20 protein-coding genes are annotated in these 17,324 nt (G+C 69.9%); 13 read left to right on the top strand and 7 right to left on the bottom strand.

From position 1 onward, the window contains the following. Both FNH24_RS12855 and galE read right to left on the bottom strand, forming a co-directional pair. A partial coding sequence (locus FNH24_RS12855) for a hypothetical protein (protein ID WP_152362571.1) occupies window positions 1-224 on the bottom strand: 224 nt, incomplete at its 3' end. 222 nt (window positions 225-446) lie between these two features. Continuing rightward, window positions 447-1,520 (bottom strand): UDP-glucose 4-epimerase GalE, encoded by a 1,074-nt coding sequence (galE, locus tag FNH24_RS12850; RefSeq protein ID WP_425486888.1) that lies wholly within the window; start codon window positions 1,518-1,520, stop codon window positions 447-449. Between the two features lie 28 nt (window positions 1,521-1,548). On the opposite strand from galE, the gene FNH24_RS12845 reads away from it, so the two are divergent. Genes FNH24_RS12845 through FNH24_RS12835 form a run of 3 tightly spaced genes read left to right on the top strand, consistent with a single transcriptional unit; the run spans window position 1,549 to window position 2,909 of the window. Beyond that, window positions 1,549-2,325 (top strand): CPBP family intramembrane glutamic endopeptidase, encoded by a 777-nt coding sequence (locus FNH24_RS12845; RefSeq protein ID WP_152362569.1) that lies wholly within the window; start codon window positions 1,549-1,551, stop codon window positions 2,323-2,325. Beyond that, window positions 2,325-2,708 (top strand): hypothetical protein, encoded by a 384-nt coding sequence (locus FNH24_RS12840; protein ID WP_152362568.1) that lies wholly within the window; start codon window positions 2,325-2,327, stop codon window positions 2,706-2,708. The genes FNH24_RS12845 and FNH24_RS12840 overlap by 1 nt, the downstream gene beginning before the upstream one ends. Window positions 2,709-2,717: 9 nt before the next feature. After that, window positions 2,718-2,909 (top strand): helix-turn-helix transcriptional regulator, encoded by a 192-nt coding sequence (locus tag FNH24_RS12835; RefSeq protein WP_152362567.1) that lies wholly within the window; start codon window positions 2,718-2,720, stop codon window positions 2,907-2,909. Here the strand turns inward: FNH24_RS12835 and FNH24_RS12830 are convergent, their stop codons facing one another. Further along, window positions 2,910-3,635, bottom strand: coding sequence for a hypothetical protein (locus FNH24_RS12830; protein WP_152362566.1), 726 nt, complete (start codon window positions 3,633-3,635; stop codon window positions 2,910-2,912). 45 nt (window positions 3,636-3,680) lie between these two features. Further along, complete coding sequence (locus FNH24_RS12825) at window positions 3,681-4,337, bottom strand: DUF1707 SHOCT-like domain-containing protein (RefSeq protein WP_152362565.1); 657 nt, start codon at window positions 4,335-4,337, stop codon at window positions 3,681-3,683. Between the two features lie 93 nt (window positions 4,338-4,430). On the opposite strand from FNH24_RS12825, the gene FNH24_RS12820 reads away from it, so the two are divergent. From FNH24_RS12820 to FNH24_RS12795, 6 genes are all read left to right on the top strand, one after another. Continuing rightward, window positions 4,431-5,234, top strand: coding sequence for an ABC transporter ATP-binding protein (locus FNH24_RS12820; RefSeq protein ID WP_152362564.1), 804 nt, complete (start codon window positions 4,431-4,433; stop codon window positions 5,232-5,234). Continuing rightward, complete coding sequence (locus FNH24_RS12815) at window positions 5,231-5,701, top strand: NfeD family protein (RefSeq protein WP_152362563.1); 471 nt, start codon at window positions 5,231-5,233, stop codon at window positions 5,699-5,701. Before FNH24_RS12820 ends, FNH24_RS12815 begins: the two co-directional genes overlap by 4 nt. A 35-nt stretch (window positions 5,702-5,736) precedes the next feature. Then, window positions 5,737-6,909, top strand: a complete 1,173-nt coding sequence (locus FNH24_RS12810) for an SPFH domain-containing protein (RefSeq protein WP_425486890.1) — start codon at window positions 5,737-5,739, stop codon at window positions 6,907-6,909. A gap of 29 nt (window positions 6,910-6,938) precedes the next feature. After that, on the top strand, window positions 6,939-9,950 hold the full coding sequence (locus FNH24_RS12805) for an alpha-mannosidase (protein WP_152362561.1): 3,012 nt from the start codon (window positions 6,939-6,941) through the stop codon (window positions 9,948-9,950). 99 nt (window positions 9,951-10,049) lie between these two features. Further along, entirely contained in the window at window positions 10,050-10,295 is a 246-nt protein-coding gene (locus tag FNH24_RS12800; protein ID WP_217428188.1) for an AbrB/MazE/SpoVT family DNA-binding domain-containing protein, read from the top strand. Next, entirely contained in the window at window positions 10,292-10,699 is a 408-nt protein-coding gene (locus FNH24_RS12795) for a type II toxin-antitoxin system VapC family toxin (RefSeq protein ID WP_152362560.1), read from the top strand. Before FNH24_RS12800 ends, FNH24_RS12795 begins: the two co-directional genes overlap by 4 nt. Here the strand turns inward: FNH24_RS12795 and FNH24_RS12790 are convergent. Continuing rightward, window positions 10,686-11,240, bottom strand: a complete 555-nt coding sequence (locus FNH24_RS12790) for a YbaK/EbsC family protein (RefSeq protein WP_152362559.1) — start codon at window positions 11,238-11,240, stop codon at window positions 10,686-10,688. The two genes, FNH24_RS12795 and FNH24_RS12790, sit on opposite strands and share 14 nt — an antisense overlap. A gap of 5 nt (window positions 11,241-11,245) precedes the next feature. Beyond that, window positions 11,246-12,031, bottom strand: a complete 786-nt coding sequence (locus FNH24_RS12785; protein WP_152362558.1) for a helix-turn-helix transcriptional regulator — start codon at window positions 12,029-12,031, stop codon at window positions 11,246-11,248. A gap of 49 nt (window positions 12,032-12,080) precedes the next feature. Here FNH24_RS12785 and FNH24_RS12780 point away from each other — a divergent pair, with 49 nt between their 5' ends. The 4 genes from FNH24_RS12780 (at window position 12,081) to FNH24_RS12765 (ending at window position 16,632) form a co-directional block, all read left to right on the top strand. Then, entirely contained in the window at window positions 12,081-12,500 is a 420-nt protein-coding gene (locus FNH24_RS12780) for a DUF2000 domain-containing protein (protein ID WP_217428187.1), read from the top strand. A 73-nt stretch (window positions 12,501-12,573) separates the two neighbouring features. After that, window positions 12,574-13,161: a PadR family transcriptional regulator gene (locus FNH24_RS12775; protein WP_152362557.1), complete on the top strand. Its 588-nt coding sequence runs from the start codon at window positions 12,574-12,576 to the stop codon at window positions 13,159-13,161. Beyond that, a complete protein-coding gene (locus tag FNH24_RS12770) occupies window positions 13,161-13,889 on the top strand; it encodes an ABC transporter ATP-binding protein (RefSeq protein WP_152362556.1) in 729 nt (242 codons plus the stop codon). The genes FNH24_RS12775 and FNH24_RS12770 overlap by 1 nt, the downstream gene beginning before the upstream one ends. Continuing rightward, window positions 13,879-16,632, top strand: coding sequence for an ABC transporter permease (locus tag FNH24_RS12765; RefSeq protein ID WP_152362555.1), 2,754 nt, complete (start codon window positions 13,879-13,881; stop codon window positions 16,630-16,632). The genes FNH24_RS12770 and FNH24_RS12765 overlap by 11 nt, the downstream gene beginning before the upstream one ends. A 3-nt stretch (window positions 16,633-16,635) precedes the next feature. On the opposite strand, the gene FNH24_RS12760 is transcribed toward FNH24_RS12765, so the two are convergent. Then, complete coding sequence (locus tag FNH24_RS12760) at window positions 16,636-17,298, bottom strand: winged helix-turn-helix transcriptional regulator (RefSeq protein ID WP_152362600.1); 663 nt, start codon at window positions 17,296-17,298, stop codon at window positions 16,636-16,638. Between the last annotated feature and the right edge of the window lie 26 nt (window positions 17,299-17,324).

Genomic DNA, 17,324 nt, shown 5'->3' with positions numbered 1-17,324 from the left:
ATGCCGCGGGAGCGTTCGCGGCCGGGTAGGGCGGTCGTGTTGTGGTCGAGGGCGTCGCCGGAGTGCAGATCGGCCCAGTGGGCGGCGATCTGGAGCTGATTGGACTCCGCCCGCCGCTGCAGGGCGAACGCGGTGTTGGTGAAGCCCAGTGTTTGGTCGGCGTCGAGCGTGGGCAGGTCGATGACGACTCCGTCGCCGTCGATCACCGCAGCCCCCGATTCCATACCAGCAACGCTATCCGCCACCACTGACACTCTGTTCGACCACGATTCCGGGACCCGAAACGGCCGCGATCCGGCTTGCCCTTCGACAGGCTCAGGGAACGAAGTGAGATCGCCTGCCCGCTAGCGGTGGGGACGTTGGGTGTTCCGTTCCCTGAGCTTGTCGAAGGGCTAGGCCAGATGATCTTGCGGCGGGACTTGGGGGGGGCTTGCCCTTCGACAGGTTCAGGAAGCGGTCGTCGGGGCGAGGTCGGGGAGGAGGGTGGGGCGGCGGCGGGACCATTCGAGAGCGCTGGTGATGCCGTCGGCCAGGATCTGCTCGGCGCGCCAGTCGAGCAGGCGGTGGGCCTTGTCGACGTTCGCGTAGGCGCCGACGGCGTCGCCGGGACGGCCGGGCTTCTCCCTGGTGGGTACGGGGCGGCCGGCGACCTGCTCGAAGGTGGACAGCAACTCCCGGACGGTGACGCCGCTACCGGTGCCGAGATTGATCACTGTGCTCGGTGCCTCCTCGGTGGCCAGCACGTCATCGAACCGTTCGACCGCGGCGACGTGGGCCCGGGCCAGATCCCAGACGCCGACGTAGTCCCGCAGGCCGGTGCCGTCCCGGGTCGGCAGATCGGTGCCGGTGAGGTCGAAGGCCTCGATCCGGCCCTCGGTGGCGGCGACCAGTTGGCCGAGCACGTGCGACGGCACGGGATCGTAGACGCCGGAACGGAAGTCCGGGTCGGAGCCGATCGGATTGAAATAGCGCAACATGATCACCCGCAGGTCGCTCGCCGCGGCCAGGTCACCCAGCATGGTTTCCATGATCAGCTTGGTCCGGCCGTACGGCGAGCTGGGGTGCAGCGGCGACGACTCGTCGACCTCGAGCCGGTCGGAGAACGCGTAGATCGACGCCGACGAGGAGAACACCACCCGCGGCCGGCTCAGCTCGGTCAGGGTCTGCACCAGTTCGAGTGACTTCGTGACGTTGTTGACGTAGTAGTCGTACGGCCGCCGGACGCTGTCCGGGACGACGATCAGAGCCGCGCAATGGATGGTGCAGTCGATCTCCTGCTCGGTGACGATCCTTTCCAGCAAAGCCCGATCGGCGATGTCGCCCTGATAGAAGACCCGATCCCCGACAAACTCGCGCCGCCCCTTGATCAGGCTGTCCAAGATCACCGGGACGTGCCCGGCCCGCTCCAGGGCGGTGGCGATCGTGCTTCCGATATAGCCGGCTCCGCCGGTCACGAGAACTCTCACCGGGCGAGTGTAGACACAACTCCGCCCGGGATCGATGTCAAGGTCATTTGACATCAAGACAAGGTGACTTTACATTCATAGGGTGACTACATTTCGACCGGCGGTTGCCGATCCAGCTCTCCCTGCTCCCGCGGCGGGCCGACCCGGGGTGCTCTCCGCCCTGGATGGAGCCGGCCTGGTGCCCGTGCCGGTGCTCGTCGCGGTGCTGCTGCTGCGAACCGTGCTGCTGTTCGCCCTGGCCGGCGTGATCCGGCTGATCGCCCCCGATTGGTGGCCACACAGTCTGATCATGACCAACGCCCTGATCTTGATCGTCGACCTGGCCACGATCGGAGTCGTGATCATGATGGTGCGCCGCCGCGGGATCGGATTCGGGGCCCTGGTCGGTCGGTTCCGCCCGGCCGACGCCCGGTGGAGCCTGCTGATGCTCGCCGTCCTTGCGGTCGGCTTCCTCGCCGCCAGCGTGATCGGCAACCTGATCGCTTACGGCGGGGCACCGGCGGTCGCCGGCCAGCTGAGTGTGCCGCTCTGGGTCGGCCTCGGCGCCCTGCCGGCCGCGCTGACCATCGGCCTCGCCGAGGAGGTGCTCTACCGCGGCATCGCTCTTGATCAGCTGACTCGTCGGGTCGGCTGGGTCGGAGCCTTGTTGATCACCGCGGTGTTCTTCGCGCTGCAGCACATCCCACTGGCGTTGATCTCCGGGCCGGCGGTGCTGGCCAAGGTGATCATGACCTTCCTGGTCGGGCTGCTGCTGGCCGGGCTGATGCTCCGGCTCCGCCGGCTCTGGCCGCTGGTGCTGAGTCACGCGGTGATCGACCTGATCTTCCTCGGCCTGCCCACCCTGTTGGCGGCGCTCTGATGACCGGGCCGCAGAGCAGTCGCCGCTACGCGCTGGAACTGATCGCGGTGCTGGCCGGCTATCTGGTGCTGCTGGCGCTCTCGGTCGTGCTGGTCCGGGCCGCCGGCGACAGCCCGTGGCGCTGGCTCGCCGTCCTGCTGCCGGTGCCGGCCGTGGTCGCGGTCGCCTGGGCGGTGCTCCGGCAGATCCGGCGCAGCGACGAGTTGCAGGGACGGATCAGCGTCGAGGCGCTCGCGATCGGCTTCGCCATCGGCTCGTTGATCACCTTCAGCTACGGCTTCCTGCAGTTGGCCGGCGCACCGCAACTCTCCTGGTTCTTCGTCTGGCCGGTGTACGCGGTCGGCTGGTTGATCGGCGTCGTGATCACCCGGCGCCGCTACTAAGGGGGCGGGATGCGCAACATCATCCGGCAGCTGCGGACGCAACGCGGCTGGACCCAGGCCGACCTCGCCGCCCGACTGGAAGTGTCCCGGCAGACCGTGAACTCGCTGGAGCAGGGCCGCTACGATCCCAGCCTGCCGCTGGCGTTCCGGATCGCTCGCCTGCTCGACCGCAGGATCGAGGAGATCTTCAGCGAGGAATGATCATGGACTCGGCCGCATCCAGGTGGCCGCCGAGACCAGGGCGTCGCTGGCCGCGTCGCGAACCCGTCGCAGCTCCCGCGACCGCAGGTCCGCCTCCCACGACGACACGCTGCCGCCGTCGTCGGTGAGTGCGAGGTCGGTGGCGGCGAGCATGCCCAGCGCCTTGGCGATCGAGTTCCGCTGCGGCACCGGATAGCCCGGCGCCCAGACCGAGATGTCCGGCGGCCGCCAGCCGGCCCCGGCACCGGCGGCCAGATCGAGCGACTCCAGCGTCCGGGCCGCTTCCAGCACCACCTCGCGCAGCGCCCGTTCCGTCTCGTACGGGCTCGGCACGGGGGCCGGCGCGACGGCCTCGTACACCCGCCACTGCAGGGCCTGCCCGACCCGGATCGGGACCAGTCCGAGCTGACCGCCACTGGCCAGGACGGCCGCTCCCGCGGTCAGCGCGGCCGTGTTGAAGTCGGCCGGACCGCGCAGGCAACCGAGCACCCCGGGCCGCGGCAACGCCAGCTGCCATTGGTTTCGTTCGATCACCAGGCATCGCGGCAGGGCCCGTTCCCAGGTGATCGCGCGGGTGCTGTCGATGTCGAGGAGATCGTCCGGATCGACGACGTGGTGGGCGACGTCGCGGGCCACGATCTGGGTCGCCGCGACCTCGATGCTCACCCGGTTGTCCAACAGGGCGTTCAGGTGCGTGGTCAGCCGGACCGAGGCATCAACCTCCATCTACGCGAGCTTAATGCTCTCCGCGCCGATCGCTGATCTTGAGGTCTATCTCGGACCCTCGATCGCCCGCCGCTGCCGGGCCTCCTTCGCCAGCTTCCTCAGGTCCGACCGGCTGGCATGCCGGATCGAGAGGCTGCCCATGCCGACCGTCCCGTGCAGCAACAGCAGCGGCTTCCCCGGGCCCGGCGTCGTGGCGATCTTGCTGGCGACCGAACCCCAGCCCTTGCTGAGCCGATCGGTGTTCGCCGCCCAGTCCTCCGGCGTGACGATCACCATCGTGCCCATCGCCCCGACCACCTCGATGTCGATCACCGACGCCAGCGGCCGGGCCTCGAGGCAGTTCAGCCGGACCGTCCCGGCCCCACCCTCGATCCGGATGAACGGCGGCACGTCCCAGGTCCCGCTCCGTTTCTCGCTGGACATCCCGCCGCTCAGCACCAACCGATCCTCGGCCGAATAGCCGGGCAGTTGCGGATGCGCCGGGCTCGCCGGTGCCGGCGACACCGCCGGGGAGGCGGTCTGCAGGTCCTCGAACAGCGCGTCGAGTTCACCGTAGGTCCGGGCCAGCAGCGCCCGCTCGAGCCGCTCGTCGAGCTCCTCCAGCGTGATCCGGCCGTCGGCGGCGGCATCGCGCAGCGCCTCGGCGGCGGCGTCGCGTTCGGAATGTCCCACTCGGAGCCGTTCACGGCCGGGCTCGGTCATGGGGTCAAGCGTATCGATCGGCGGCCGACAGTCCTGATCGGATCGATGCGGTGCCGGGCCTCGTGATCGCGGACGGCCCGGTAGGTTTGATGCATGGTGGCAGTCGCGGATCTGGCCGGGGTCAGCATCGTGCGTGGAGGCGCGAGGTTGCTGGACGACGTCGACTGGCAGGTCGACGAGGCCGACCGGTGGATCGTGATCGGTCCGAACGGCGCCGGCAAGACCACCCTGCTGCAGATCCTGGCCGCCCAGCTGCACCCGACCTCGGGGGTCGCCGGCCTGCTCGGCGAAGTGCTCGGCACCGTCGACGTGTTCGACCTGCGGCCCCGGATCGGGCTCGCGTCGGCCGCGCTGGCGGACCGGATCCCCAAGTCCGAACGGGTGCACGACGTCGTCGTCTCCGCGTCGTACGCGGTGGTCGGCCGGTGGCGCGAGGACTACCAGGAGCTTGATCATCATCGGGCGACCGGGCTGCTCCGGCAGCTCCGGGTCGATCATCTCGCCGACCGTACGTTCGGCACCCTGAGCGAGGGGGAGCGGAAGCGGGTCCAGATCGCCCGGGCGCTGATGACCGACCCCGAGCTGCTGCTGCTGGACGAGCCCGCCGCCGGCCTCGACCTGGCCGGCCGGGAGTCCCTGGTCCGCACCCTCGGTGATCTTGCTCTGGACCCGGGCGCTCCGGCCACGGTGCTGGTCACCCACCACGTTGAGGAGATTCCGGCGGGCATCACCCACGCCCTGCTGCTGCGGCAGGGCCGGATCGTGGCCGCCGGGCCGCTGCGCGAGACGCTGACCGCGCAGGCCCTGAGCGATACCTTTCAGCTGCCGTTGTCGTTGACCGAGGACGACGGCCGATGGACGGCTCGGTCGGTGAACGGACGAGGTGGGGCCGGATGAACCTCTTGGACTGGCTCGGCGATCATGTCTGGGCGATCTGGCTGGGGCTGGCGCTGCTGCTGGGCATCGCCGAGATCCTGTCGATGGACCTGGTGTTGATCATGCTCGCCGTCGGCGCGCTGGCCGGCGCCGGGGTGGCGGTGGTGGCGCCGGACCTGTGGTGGTTGCAGATCGGGGTCGCGGCGGCGGTCTCGGTGATCACGTTGCTGGTGCTCCGGCCGACCCTGCTGGACAAGGTCCGCAACATGCCGGGCTACCGGTCGTCGACCGACAAGCTGCTCGGCTCCAGCGGGTTCGCGGTTTCGGCGATCGACAAGTCCGGCGGCGAGGTCAAGCTGGACGGGATCAGCTGGTCCGCGCGGCCGTACGACAACTCGATGGTGATCGACGCGGGCACCGAGGTCGAGGTGTTCGAGATCGACGGTGCGACCGTCGTGGTCTATCCCAAGCATGATCAACTTCCGTAATCAGAAGAGGTGACATCGTGGATCCGGTCTCAGTCATTCTCGGGATCATCCTGATCGGACTGGTCGTCGTCCTGTTGGGCAGCGCGGTCAAGGTGATCAGGCAGCAGCGGGTCGGAGTCGTGGAGCGGCTGGGCAAGTTCCGGCGCACCCTCGACCCGGGCCCGCACCTGCTGATCCCGGTGTTCGACAAGGTGCGCCACAACCTGGACATGCGGGAGACCGTCGTGCCGTTCCCGCCGCAGGGCGTGATCACCGAGGACAACCTGATGGTCAGCATCGACTCGGTGATCTACTTCCAGGTGATCGATCCGGTCCGCGCCGCCTACGAGGCGCAGAACTACATCCAGGCGATCGAGCAGCTGACCCAGACCACCCTGCGCAACATCATCGGCGGGATGGATCTGGAGCGGACCCTGGTCAGCCGGGACGAGATCAACGGCCGGCTGCGGCTGGTGCTGGACGAGGCGACCGGCAAGTGGGGGATCAAGGTCAACCGGGTCGAGCTGCGCTCGATCGAGCCGCCGCCGACGATCCGGGACGCGATGGAGAAGCAGACCCGGGCCGAGCGGGACAAGCGGGCGGCGATCCTGATGGCCGAGGGTCAGCGGCAGGCCCAGATCCTGTCGGCCGGCGGTGAGAAGGAGTCGGCGATCCTCCGGGCCCAGGGTGATCGGGAGGCCGCGGTGCTCCGGGCCCAGGCCGAGCGGCAGTCCCAGATGCTGAAGGCCGAAGGTGAGGCGCAGGCGATCACCACGGTGTTCAACGCGATCCACGCCGGCCAGCCGGACCAGGCCCTGCTGTCGTACCAGTATCTGCAGATGCTGCCGAACATCGCCAAGGGCGACGCCAACAAGGTGTGGGTGATCCCGGCCGAGATCGGCAAGGCGCTGGAAGGGCTCGGCGGCGCGGTGAGTTCGGCCGCGTCGGCCATTCCGAGTGCGGCGAAGGGCGAGTTCACTCCGCCGGAGAAGGTCGACGTGCAGGCCGAGATCGAGCGGCAGAATGCGATCGAGGCGGAGAAGGCGGCGGCCACGGTCCAGAAGGCGATCGACGAGGCCCAGCAGTTGGAGAAGCCGCTCCGGCCGGGGGCCGGATCACCGGCGATCGCTCCGGCCGCGGCCCACCAGCCGCCGGCCGAGCCGGCGCCGCAGTTCGCGCCGCCACCCGGTCAGCCAGAAACCGAGACGGAAAACCAGCCGGGTCAATAAATCAATCGTTGTTATGAAAAGCTGGGCCCATGCATTTCGATCCAGTCCTGGTCCAGCGTCGCCTCGGACGCCTGTTGCCGGAACGGTTGCGTCCGGCCGTCTATCCCGAGACCATCGCGCTCACCATCGAGCGGTACGACGTCGAGGGTGAGCCGATCCCGGTGGCCGACGGTCTGGCCGCCACCTATCAGCCGGCCGAGCTCGGCGCCGCGTGGGGCGCACCGTGGGGCACCACCTGGTTCCGGCTGACCGCGGAGGTCCCGACCGGCTGGGCCGGCCGGGAGCTGGAGTGCGTGATCGACCTCGGGTTCGACGGGACCGGCCCGGGGTTCGCGGCCGAGGGGCTGGCGTACCGGCCGGACGGGACGCCGATCAAGGGCATCCATCCGTACAACCAGTGGCTGCCGGTCGACCCCGGCACCGGCCGGATCGAGGTCTACCTCGAGGCGGCGTCGAACCCGCAGATCACGATGCGGGTGCCGACCGATCTCGGCGACGTGGAGACCGCGCCGGCCGACCCGATCTATCGGCTGGCCAAGGCCGAGCTCGCGGTCGTCGACGCTGAGGTGCGCGAGCTGGTCGCCGACCTCGACGTGGTGGGCCAGCTGGCCGAGCAGCTCGGCGGCGGCAACGCCCGCGGCGCCCAGCTCTACGCGGCGATCTCCGACACCCTGGACGCAATCGATCTGAAGGACATCGGCGGCACGGCAGCGGCGGCGCGTGAGGTGCTGGCGCCGGTGCTGGCCAAGCCGGCCAACGCCAGCGCGCACCAGCTCAGCGCGGTCGGCCACGCCCACATCGACTCGGCCTGGCTGTGGCCGTTGCGGGAGACGATCCGCAAGGTGGCCCGGACCGCGTCCAACGTGGTCCAGTTGATGGATGATCATCCGGAGTTGATCTTCGCGATGTCCCAGGCGCAGCAGCTGGCCTGGATCGAGGAGCACCGGCCCGAGGTGTTCGCCCGGGTCAAGGAGAAGATCGCGGCGGGCCAGTTCGTCCCGGTCGGCGGCATGTGGGTCGAGTCCGACACCAACATGCCGGGCGGCGAGGCGATGGCTCGCCAGTTCATCCACGGCAAGCGCTACTTCGCCGAGAAGTTCGGCATCGACACCCAGGAAGTGTGGCTGCCGGACTCGTTCGGCTATTCGGCGGCGCTGCCGCAGTTGATCAAGCTCAGCGGCTCGACCTGGTTCCTGACCCAGAAGATCTCCTGGAACAAGACCAACCTGTTCCCGCACCACACGTTCTGGTGGGAGGGCATCGACGGCACCCGGATCTTCACCCACTTCCCGCCGGTCGACACCTACAACTCCGATCTGTCCGCCGGTGATCTTGACCGGGCGGCGCGGCAGTTCGCCGACAAGGCGCGGGCCAACCATTCGCTGGTGCCGTTCGGGTACGGCGACGGCGGCGGCGGTCCGACCCGGGAGATGCTGGCCCGTGCGGTCCGGACCGCCAATCTCGAGGGCTCCTCGGCCGTGACGATCGAGAAGCCGGACACGTTCTTCGAGAAGGCCTACGCCGACTACCCGGACGCGCCGGTCTGGTGGGGCGAGCTCTACCTGGAGATCCACCGCGGTACGTACACGTCGCACGCCAAGATCAAGCAGGGCAACCGGCGCAGCGAGCACCTGCTCCGTGAGGCCGAGCTGTGGGCGACCACGGCGGCGGTCCGGAACGACACGGACTACCCGTACGACGCGCTCGACGCCCTGTGGAAGACCGTGCTGCTGAACCAGTTCCACGACATCCTGCCCGGCTCGTCGATCGCCTGGGTCAACCGGGAGGCGCGGGCCACGTACCAGCGGGTGGGCGAGGAGCTGGAGCAGTTGATCACCGCGTCCCTGTCCGAGCTGGGCACCGGCGAGGGCGAGGTCGTGGTCAACGCGGCGCCGCATGCCCGCAACGGCGTCCCGGCCTTGGGCGGTTCGGCGATCGTCGCGGCTGCGCCCGCAACGGTGACCCTTCGGCAGGCTCAGGGCGCAGCCGAAGCTTCGGAATTCGTTCTGGACAACGGGATCGTCAGCGCGGTGATCGACGCCGCCGGCTTGATCACCAGTGTTGTCGATCATGAATCGGGCCGGAACGCGATCGCGCCGGACGGCGTCGGCAACCTGCTCCAGTTGCACCCGGACGTGCCGAACGACTGGGATGCCTGGGACGTCGACTCGTTCTACCGCAACACCGTGGTCGATCTGCGCGAGGCCGAGTCGGTCACCGTGGCGGATGACGTGCCGGCGGGGATCCGGGTGGTACGCAAGCACGGCGACTCCACGTTCACCCAGGTGATCAGCTTGGCGCCTGGGGCGCGGGCGCTGGAGGTCACGCTGGACGCCGACTGGCAGGAGCGGGAGACGTTCCTCAAGGCCGGCTTCGAGCTCGATCTGCGGGCCGAGGTGTCCAGTTCCGAGACGCAATTCGGGCACGTGAACCGGCCGACGCATGAGAACACCAGCTGGGACGCGGCCAAGTTCGAGATCTGTGCGCACCGGTTCCTGCACGTGGCCGAGCCCGGCTACGGCGTGGCGCTGGTGAACGACTCGACCTACGGTCACGACGTCACCCGGACCGTGCGCGGCGACGGCGGCACCTCGACCACGGTTCGGCTGTCGCTGCTCCGCGCGCCGCGCTGGCCCGATCCCGAGACCGACCTCGGCCAGCACCGGCTCCGGTACGCGATCGTGCCGGGCGCCGCGATGGGCGACGCGGTCCGCGAGGGCTACGCGATCAACCTGCCGGAGCGGACCATCGCCGGCGCCGGAGTCGAGCCGTTGATCACGGTCGACAATTCGGCCGTAGTGGTGGAGTCGGTCAAGCTGGCCGAGGACCGCAGCGGCGACGTCGTGGTGCGGCTCTATTCCGCCGACGGCGGTCGGGCCTCGGCAACGGTCAAGGCCGACTTCGCGGCGACCAGCGTCACCACGGTCGACCTGCTCGAGCGCCCGCTGACCGGGACCGACGCACTCACCAGCGACACCCCGGCCGAGCTGGCGTTCACCCTGCACCCGTTCCAGATCCTCACCCTCCGCTACACCCGCTGATCAACCGAGTTGTCAGAACTGAGTTGTGCTCTGGCACCACTCAGTTCTGACAAGTCGGCGGGAGGGGAATCACGTCTTACTCGGGCTACCATGTAAGACATGGTGAAGTCCATCGTCTCGGTGAGCAGCAAGGGTCAGGTTGTCCTTCCGGCCTCCGTGCGGCGCGCTCTCGACCTCCAGCAGGGAGACCGGCTCGAACTCGAGTTCGACGATGAGAGCGGGACCATCACGCTCGAGCCCGTGCGGAGTGCTGCCGACCTCAGTGATCGGGTCTCCAGGTATGCACGGCGTCGGGAGCCAGTCCTATCGGTGGACGAGTACTACCAGGCGCACCGGGGCGCATGACCGGCGGATCGCTGGACGCGAATGTCCTGTTGAGGTTGTTGCTGAACGACGTTCCGGACCAGCACCGTGCTGCCCTGACTCTCGTGACGAACGGGGATGACTACGAGGTCAGCGATGTCGCGCTGATCGAAGTCGCTTTTGTTCTTGGCCGTGCCTACGGTCTCGATCGGGCACAGCAGCGCGAAGCAATCATCGGGCTCCTCGACCTTCCGGGCATCCAAGGCTCGCGGGAACTGTTCGGAACAGCTTTTGATCTTTACCTCGATCGGCCGAAGCTCTCGCTGGAGGACTGTTACCTAGTCGTTCGAGCCCAGCTGGATCGCCGCGAGCCACTCTGGACGTTCGATCGAAAGTTGGCCAACCAATCCCGCGCCCGGCTGGTGGAGATCGCTACGACCCGGTGATCGTGAGGCCGAGCACCTCGGTGCCGGGCAGCCGGGCGGCGTCGGCACCGGTGATCGCGATCTTGCTGCCGCGGATGCCGCTGCCGATCACGATCCAGGCTTGCTCGGTGACGGCCGTGTCGACCAGCACGGGCCAGTCGGCGGGCAGGCCGATCGGGGTGATGCCGCCGTACTCCATCCCGGTGCGGCTGACGGCGTCGTCCATCGGGGCGAAGGAGATCTTGCGGACGTCGAGCTGCTTGCGTACGACCTTGTTGACGTCGGCCCGGTCGGTGGCCAGCACCAGGCAGGCGGCGGTCCGCTCGGTCTCGGCGCGCCGGCCGGTGACGACGACGCAGTTCGCCGACACCTCCAGCGGCACCTGGTAGGCCTCGCAGAAGGCGGCCGTGTCGGCGAGTTCGGGATCGATCGCGGCCACCCAGGCGGCAACGTCGAGCGCGGCCAGGGCCGCCGTCACCGGCGCGGCGAGCAGGTCGGCGTGGTCGGCGGTCGGCAGCCAGTCGAGGGTGCCGATCTTGGGCGGGGCGGTGTGCTCGGTCATTCCGCTCAGGGTAGCGATCGGAAACGACCCGGCGACACTCCGAGCACCCGGCGGAAGTGCCGGGTCAGGTGCGATTGATCATGGAAGCCGACCTCGGCGGCGACGTCGGCCGGCCGGTGCCCGGCCAGCAGCAGCCGGCGGGCGCGGTCGATCCGGCGGCCGGTCAGGTACTGGTGCGGCGGCAGGCCGTACTCAGCAGCGAAGGTGCGGACCAGATGCTCCGGGCTGGCCTGCAGCAGTAGGGCGGCCTCGGTGAGCCCGAGCCCGTCCGGGATCCGTTCGTCCAGCAACTCCCGGAGCCGGGCGGCCAGCGGCCGGTCCCGGACCCGCCGTGGAGTCGGGTCGGCACGGTCCAGGTGGGCCTGGATCCGCTGCTTGATCAGGGCCAGCCGGCTCTCCGACTCCAGTCGTTCCGGACCGGCGAGCGTGCCGTGCAGCCGGTGGATCCGATCCCGCAGCACGGCGTCGGTCAGCGTTGGCCGGTCGACGCCGGCGCCGACCCCGGCGAGCTGATCCGGCTCCAGATAGAGCACCCGCTTGACGAACCCGGACCGGGTCTCGGCGTGGCCGTCGTGCGGGATCCCGGGCGGCAGCAGGGTCACCCGGCTCGTCGTCGAGCCGTGGTCGTGGCCCTCCAACCGGTAGCCGATCACGCCCTCATCGACGATCAGCAGCGTCCAGTCCGCGTGGGTGTGCCGCGGATAGGCGTGATCGGTGAACCGGGCGTGGAACACCTCGGCGACGCCGTCCGCCTGCGGCCGCCAGGCGGTCACCTCGGATTCGGGCGCCATATCAAGAACGTACAAGACCGGGGGAGAAGCGGCGGCGCAGGATCGTGCCGTGCAGTCCGTACGTTTTGACACCAAGATCGCCGTCCTGCTCTCCGCCGACCTCGAACCGTGGCAGGCCCTGAATGTGACCGCCTTCCTGGCCAGCGGCATCGCCGCGGCCGGGCCGGAGCTGATCGGCGAGCCGTACGCCGACGCCGACGGAACCGGCTATCTGGCCCTGTTCCGGCAGCCGGTGATGATCTTCGCCGGCGACCGGCTGATGCTCCGCGCGGCGCACGGCCGGGCCTTGAGCCGGGACGTGTCGCTGGCGATCTACACCCGGGAGATGTTCGGCACCGGGAACGACGACGACAACCGGGCCGCGGTCGCCGCGGTGCGACGGGAGGACCTGGACCTGGTCGGCATCGCCGTCCACGGCGGCCGCTCGGCGGTCGACAAGATCATGAAGGGCACCGCCAAGCACCCGTGACCGCGAGGGTCGACAAACGGCCTGCATACTGAGTATGGTGCTCTGAACATACCGAGTATGTAAGGAGCGGTCGATGTCGATTCGACACAGCCTGCTGGCCCTGCTCACCGAGGGGCCGCAGTACGGCGCCCAGCTGCGGAGCGAGTTCGAGCGGCGCACCGGCGGCACCTGGCCGCTGAACATCGGGCAGGTCTACACGACGCTGTCGCGGCTGGAGCGGGACGGCCTGGTCGGCACCAGCGGTGACGAGCGCACCATCGAGTATCGGCTGACCGAGGCCGGCGAGAAGGAGATCGGGGCCTGGTGGCAGACCCCGGTCGACCGGGATGCCGCGCCGCGCAACGAGCTGGTGATCAAGTTGGCGCTCGCCGTGACGGTCGACGGAGTCGACGTCGGCCAGGTCGTGAGCACCCAGCGGGCGGCGTCGATGCGGGGCCTGCAGGAGTTGACCCGGCTGAAGCGGGCCTCCGCCGAAGATCACCATTCGGGCCTGCGCGACCTCGCCTGGGACCTGGTGATCGAGAACCTGATCTTCACGGCCGAAGCGGAGCTGCGCTGGCTCGATCACGTGGAGTCGCGGGTCACCGGGCAGCCGCGGGCGCGGCGCCGGGCGGCCCAGCCGGCCGGGCCGGCCGCCGAGGTCGAGCAGGTGACGCGGTGATGCCCGAACTGCCGATCATTTCGATGGACCGGGTCAGCCGGGTCTACGGCACCGGCGAGCTGGCGGTGCAGGCGCTGCGCCAGGTCAGCCTGTCGGTCCGCGCGACCGAGCTGGTCGCGATCATGGGGCCCTCCGGGTCGGGCAAGTCGACCCTGCTGAATCTCGCCGGTGGTCTCGATGTCGCGAGCTCCGGCAGCGTGGTGATCAACGGGACCGACGCGGCCCGGCTGACCCGGCGTGGGTTGGCCGAGTTGCGCCGACGCAGCGTCGGGCTGGTGTTCCAGGACTTCAATCTGGTGCCGTCCCTGACCGCCGCCGAGAACGTCGCGCTGCCGGTGGAGCTGGACGGCCTCCCGGCCCGACGGGCCAGGAAACTGGCGATCACGGCGCTGGAGCAGGTCGGGGTCGCGGTCGAGGCCGTCGACCGGTTTCCTGATCAGCTGTCCGGTGGGCAGCGCCAACGGATCGCGATCGCCCGGGCGTTGATCGGCGACCGGCGGGTGATCTTGGCCGACGAGCCGGCCGGAGCCCTGGACACCGAGGGCGGCGATGCCGTGCTGGCCGTCATCCGGGACCGGTGTGACGCCGGCGCGGCCGGGATCCTGGTCACCCACGACGCCCGGCACGCGGCCTGGGCCGACCGGGTGATCTTCCTGCGGGACGGGTCGATCGTCGATCCGGCCGCCGAGCACAGCGGAGTGGAAAGGTTGCTCAGCGATGTCCTCTGACGACGAGAACCGCCCGGCCGGCCGGTTGGCCCGGTGGTGGGGTAGCTGGCGGTGGGCCCTGCGGATCGGGCGGCGGGAAGCGCTGCAGCACCGCGGCCGGAGCGTGCTGGTGATGATCTTGATCGGAGTGCCGGTCATGATCGTGACTGCCGGGCTCGCCGTCTTCGGGACCGCACAGGTCCGCGTGGACGACTGGGCCAGGGCGAATCTCGGTGCGGCGCAAGCCATCGTGTCGCCTCCGCTGGCCGAGGCCGGGGCGATCGTCCAAGATCAGTACGGACAGTATCTCGGCTCCACCGGCCCGGGCCGGCCGCGGGCCGGGACGGATCCGGAGGCGCCGTGGCGGGCCGAGGAGGTCGGCGCGCTGCTGAGTGATGCCCGGATCGCCACTGTCGACCAGGGCTATCTGGTGGCCTTCGGCGGGTCGAAACCGATCCCGCTGCGCAGCCTGCAGATCACGGCTGACTCGATCGCCGACTTCGGGTTGGCCGAGTTGATCGAGGGGCGTTGGCCCGCCGCGCCCGGTGAACTGGTCGTGACCGACCGTGCGATCCAGCCCGGCATCCCGCGCTCCGGCCCGCTCACCATCACGGTCGGCGGAGTCGAAACGACCGCGAGCGTCGTCGGTGTCGTACGGGCACCGGCCGGGGCCGAATGGCAGGCGGTGTTGCCGGGGCCGGCGAAGCATTCCTATGAGTCCTGGTTCCTGGTCCAGGGCACCGGTCCGGTGACCTGGCCGGACGTGCAGCGCCTGAACGAGTACGGACTGCTGGTGCAGAGTCGGGCCGTGATGGAGGGAGCTCCGCCGTTCGTGGAGCGCGTCGGTTCGTCGCACCACGGCGATGCCTCGGTGCTCGATCTCTACGGCGGCTCGCTCGGGTCCGAACAGGCGACGTCCCAGTTGATCCAGGTCGCCGCGGTCTCGATCGGCGTGTTGATCGAGGTCACCCTGCTGGCCGGGCCCGCGTTCGCGCTGGGAGCTGCCCGCCAGCGTCGGATGCTGGCCCTGATCGCGGCCTGCGGGGCCGACCGGCGGCAGGTGCGCCGGATCGTCCTGGGCCAGTCGGTCCTGCTCGGCGGGGCGGCGGCGGTGGCCGGCACGGTGCTCGGGCTGGCCGTCAGCCCGCTGCTGACCCACCTCTTGTGGTGGGTCGGCGCGATCACCCAGTACGGCTCCTGGCGGCCGCCCTTCCCGTTGATCATGGCGGTGATGATCGCCGCGGTGCTGGCCGCGGTGATCGCCGCCCTGGGCCCGGCCCGGGTGGCAGCCCGGCGCGACGTCGCCAGCACACTGACCGAGCGGTGGCAGCCGCCGCCGCGGCGCCGGGGAGTTCCGTTGGTCGGCGGCGCCCTGCTGCTGCTGGCGACCGGGGGGATGATCTTCGCGGCGACCGCGGGTCATGAGCAGCCCTGGGCCTGGCCGGTGGTGATCATCGGCTGCCTGGCACTCACCCTGGGTGGACTGATGATCATTCCGGCGATCGTCGCCGGTTGGGGCCGGGTCGGCCATCGGTGGCCGCTGCCGATCCGGCTGGCCGCCCGGGACGTCGGCCGGCAACATCAACGGTCGGTGCCGGCCATCGCCGCGGTGGTGGCCGCGACGGCCGTGCTCGCGGGGTTCGGGGTCCTGTTTGCCAGCCAGACCGCGCTGGCGGTCAAGGTGCACACCCCGGTGACGACGCCGGGCCAGGCCGTCCTGTCCGACTACAGCAACGACGAGGCCCTGCGCGGTTCGCTCGAGCGGATCCAGCGGGAGTTCCCGGACTGGACCTACGTGGAGCGGGACCGGATGATCCAGCCCCCGCAAGACGTCGGCTGGGCCACGTTCTATTCGACCCTGGAGCCGGTGCCGACCGGCTGCACCGAGGCGGAGATCCTCGACGATGTGGAGCGGTGCACGGCCTGGGACGATCCGTTCGCCTCGCCGTTGATCCAGCAGATCCCGGCCGGCGACCGGGCTCTGGCACCCGAGTCGGCGGCCGCGCTGCGGGCCGGAAAGATCCTGATCACCGAACCGTCGTTGATCATTGACGGCAAGGTCCGGCTGATCGAGATCGAGAAGGACTACCAGGCCGGCACTGCGAAGGTGATCCGGCGGGTCGAGGTGCCGGCCGTGCTGGTCGACCCCGGCAGCCTGGTCGGCACCCTGCACCACACGCGGGTGCGGATCTCCGAACCCTACGGCTGGATGTTGCCCGGGACCGCCGACGCCCACGAACTGCCCCGCCGGCTCGATCGGGTCCTGTTCGGGCCGGCGGGCCGGGACATCACCGCGGCCGAGGAGTCGAGGATCCGGCAGTTGATCGAGCCGGACCAGCCGTTCACCGTCGAGCGCGGCCATGTCGACGAGCAGCAGCCGAAGCTGGTCCCGATGCTGGTGGGCGCGGGCTTCCTGGTGCTCCTGGCCGCGGTGGTGGCGACGGTGCTGGCCCAGATCGACGGCCGCGCCGAGCAATCGACACTGGCCGCGGTCGGCGCGGCGCCGACGGTGCGCCGGGGTCAGGCCGCGGCGCAGGCGCTGCTGCTGGCGGCGACCGGGATGGTCTTCGGGGCGGTGCTCGGACTCGTCCCCGGTCTGGCGATCGCTCTGCTGGACCAGCCGCCCGCGGTCGTGGCACCCGGACCGCAGCTCGCCCTGCCCTGGGTTCCGCTGGGCCTGTTGATCATCACGGTGCCGCTGATCGCCGCCGGCCTGGCGGCGCTGACCTCGCGCTCGCCGGTGCTGTCCCGGCGTCCGACCTGAGCGTCAGCTGGGCCGGGGTGGGCGGCGGAACGAGGTGAACAATCGTTTCGCCGCCTGCCGGTTGCCGGTGATCATGATCTCGCCGCGCTTCAGCTCGGGCTCCAGCGGCCGTCCGGCGTAAACCAGGTCGCGGAGCAGGTCTGGGCTGGTGGTGATCACGGTGTCCGGCTCGGTTGCGGCGCCACGGGCGACGTCGATCTGATCGCCGTCGAGGGTGATCCGGAACAGCTCCGGGTCGAGGCTCACCTCGTAGGTGATCGGGCGGGACGGGGGAGTACGCGGTTGGTAGGTCGCTCGCAGCGCGAACATCAGGGCGTCGACGCTCAACTCGCCGCCGGACCGGATCGGCAGGTCGCTGCCCCAGGCCGCCAGGGCGAGCAGCACCGGCTCGAGCCCGCGGCCGAGGTCGGTCAGCCGGTAGGCGCGACTCCCCGCCGGCGGGCCGAGCCGGACCCGCTCCACGATCCCGTCCCGCTCGAGCTCGCGGAGCCGTTGGGTCAGCACATTCTGGCTGGCGCCGGGCAGGCCGCGGCGGAGATCGGTGAACCGCTTCGGCCCGAAGATCAACTCGCGGATCAGCAGCAGCGCCCAGCGCTCGCCGACCCGGTCCAGGGCGCGGGCGATGCCACAGGGATCGTCGTAACTCCGTTCGCCGCGGCTGGACAAAACCGGTTCCTCCTGGGTTATAGTCA

The organism is Microlunatus speluncae (genome assembly GCF_009299835.1).
GTDB lineage: Bacteria > Actinomycetota > Actinomycetes > Propionibacteriales > Propionibacteriaceae > Microlunatus > Microlunatus speluncae.
The sequence above is the reverse complement of the archived record's forward strand: the minus strand, read 5'-3'. Positions and strand labels throughout refer to the sequence as shown.

Excerpts from the sequence above, each read along its gene's own strand:
- galE (WP_425486888.1), bottom strand. The coding sequence starts at position 1,520 with ATGTCAAATGACCTTGACATCGATCCCGGGCGGAGTTGTGTCTACACT.
- FNH24_RS12840 (WP_152362568.1), top strand. The coding sequence starts at position 2,325 with ATGACCGGGCCGCAGAGCAGTCGCCGCTACGCGCTGGAACTGATCGCG.
- FNH24_RS12835 (WP_152362567.1), top strand. The coding sequence starts at position 2,718 with ATGCGCAACATCATCCGGCAGCTGCGGACGCAACGCGGCTGGACCCAG.
- FNH24_RS12830 (WP_152362566.1), bottom strand. The coding sequence starts at position 3,635 with ATGGAGGTTGATGCCTCGGTCCGGCTGACCACGCACCTGAACGCCCTG.
- FNH24_RS12825 (WP_152362565.1), bottom strand. The coding sequence starts at position 4,337 with ATGACCGAGCCCGGCCGTGAACGGCTCCGAGTGGGACATTCCGAACGC.
- FNH24_RS12820 (WP_152362564.1), top strand. The coding sequence starts at position 4,431 with ATGGTGGCAGTCGCGGATCTGGCCGGGGTCAGCATCGTGCGTGGAGGC.
- FNH24_RS12815 (WP_152362563.1), top strand. The coding sequence starts at position 5,231 with ATGAACCTCTTGGACTGGCTCGGCGATCATGTCTGGGCGATCTGGCTG.
- FNH24_RS12805 (WP_152362561.1), top strand. The coding sequence starts at position 6,939 with ATGCATTTCGATCCAGTCCTGGTCCAGCGTCGCCTCGGACGCCTGTTG.
- FNH24_RS12800 (WP_217428188.1), top strand. The coding sequence starts at position 10,050 with ATGGTGAAGTCCATCGTCTCGGTGAGCAGCAAGGGTCAGGTTGTCCTT.
- FNH24_RS12795 (WP_152362560.1), top strand. The coding sequence starts at position 10,292 with ATGACCGGCGGATCGCTGGACGCGAATGTCCTGTTGAGGTTGTTGCTG.
- FNH24_RS12790 (WP_152362559.1), bottom strand. The coding sequence starts at position 11,240 with ATGACCGAGCACACCGCCCCGCCCAAGATCGGCACCCTCGACTGGCTG.
- FNH24_RS12785 (WP_152362558.1), bottom strand. The coding sequence starts at position 12,031 with ATGGCGCCCGAATCCGAGGTGACCGCCTGGCGGCCGCAGGCGGACGGC.
- FNH24_RS12775 (WP_152362557.1), top strand. The coding sequence starts at position 12,574 with ATGTCGATTCGACACAGCCTGCTGGCCCTGCTCACCGAGGGGCCGCAG.
- FNH24_RS12770 (WP_152362556.1), top strand. The coding sequence starts at position 13,161 with ATGCCCGAACTGCCGATCATTTCGATGGACCGGGTCAGCCGGGTCTAC.
- FNH24_RS12765 (WP_152362555.1), top strand. The coding sequence starts at position 13,879 with ATGTCCTCTGACGACGAGAACCGCCCGGCCGGCCGGTTGGCCCGGTGG.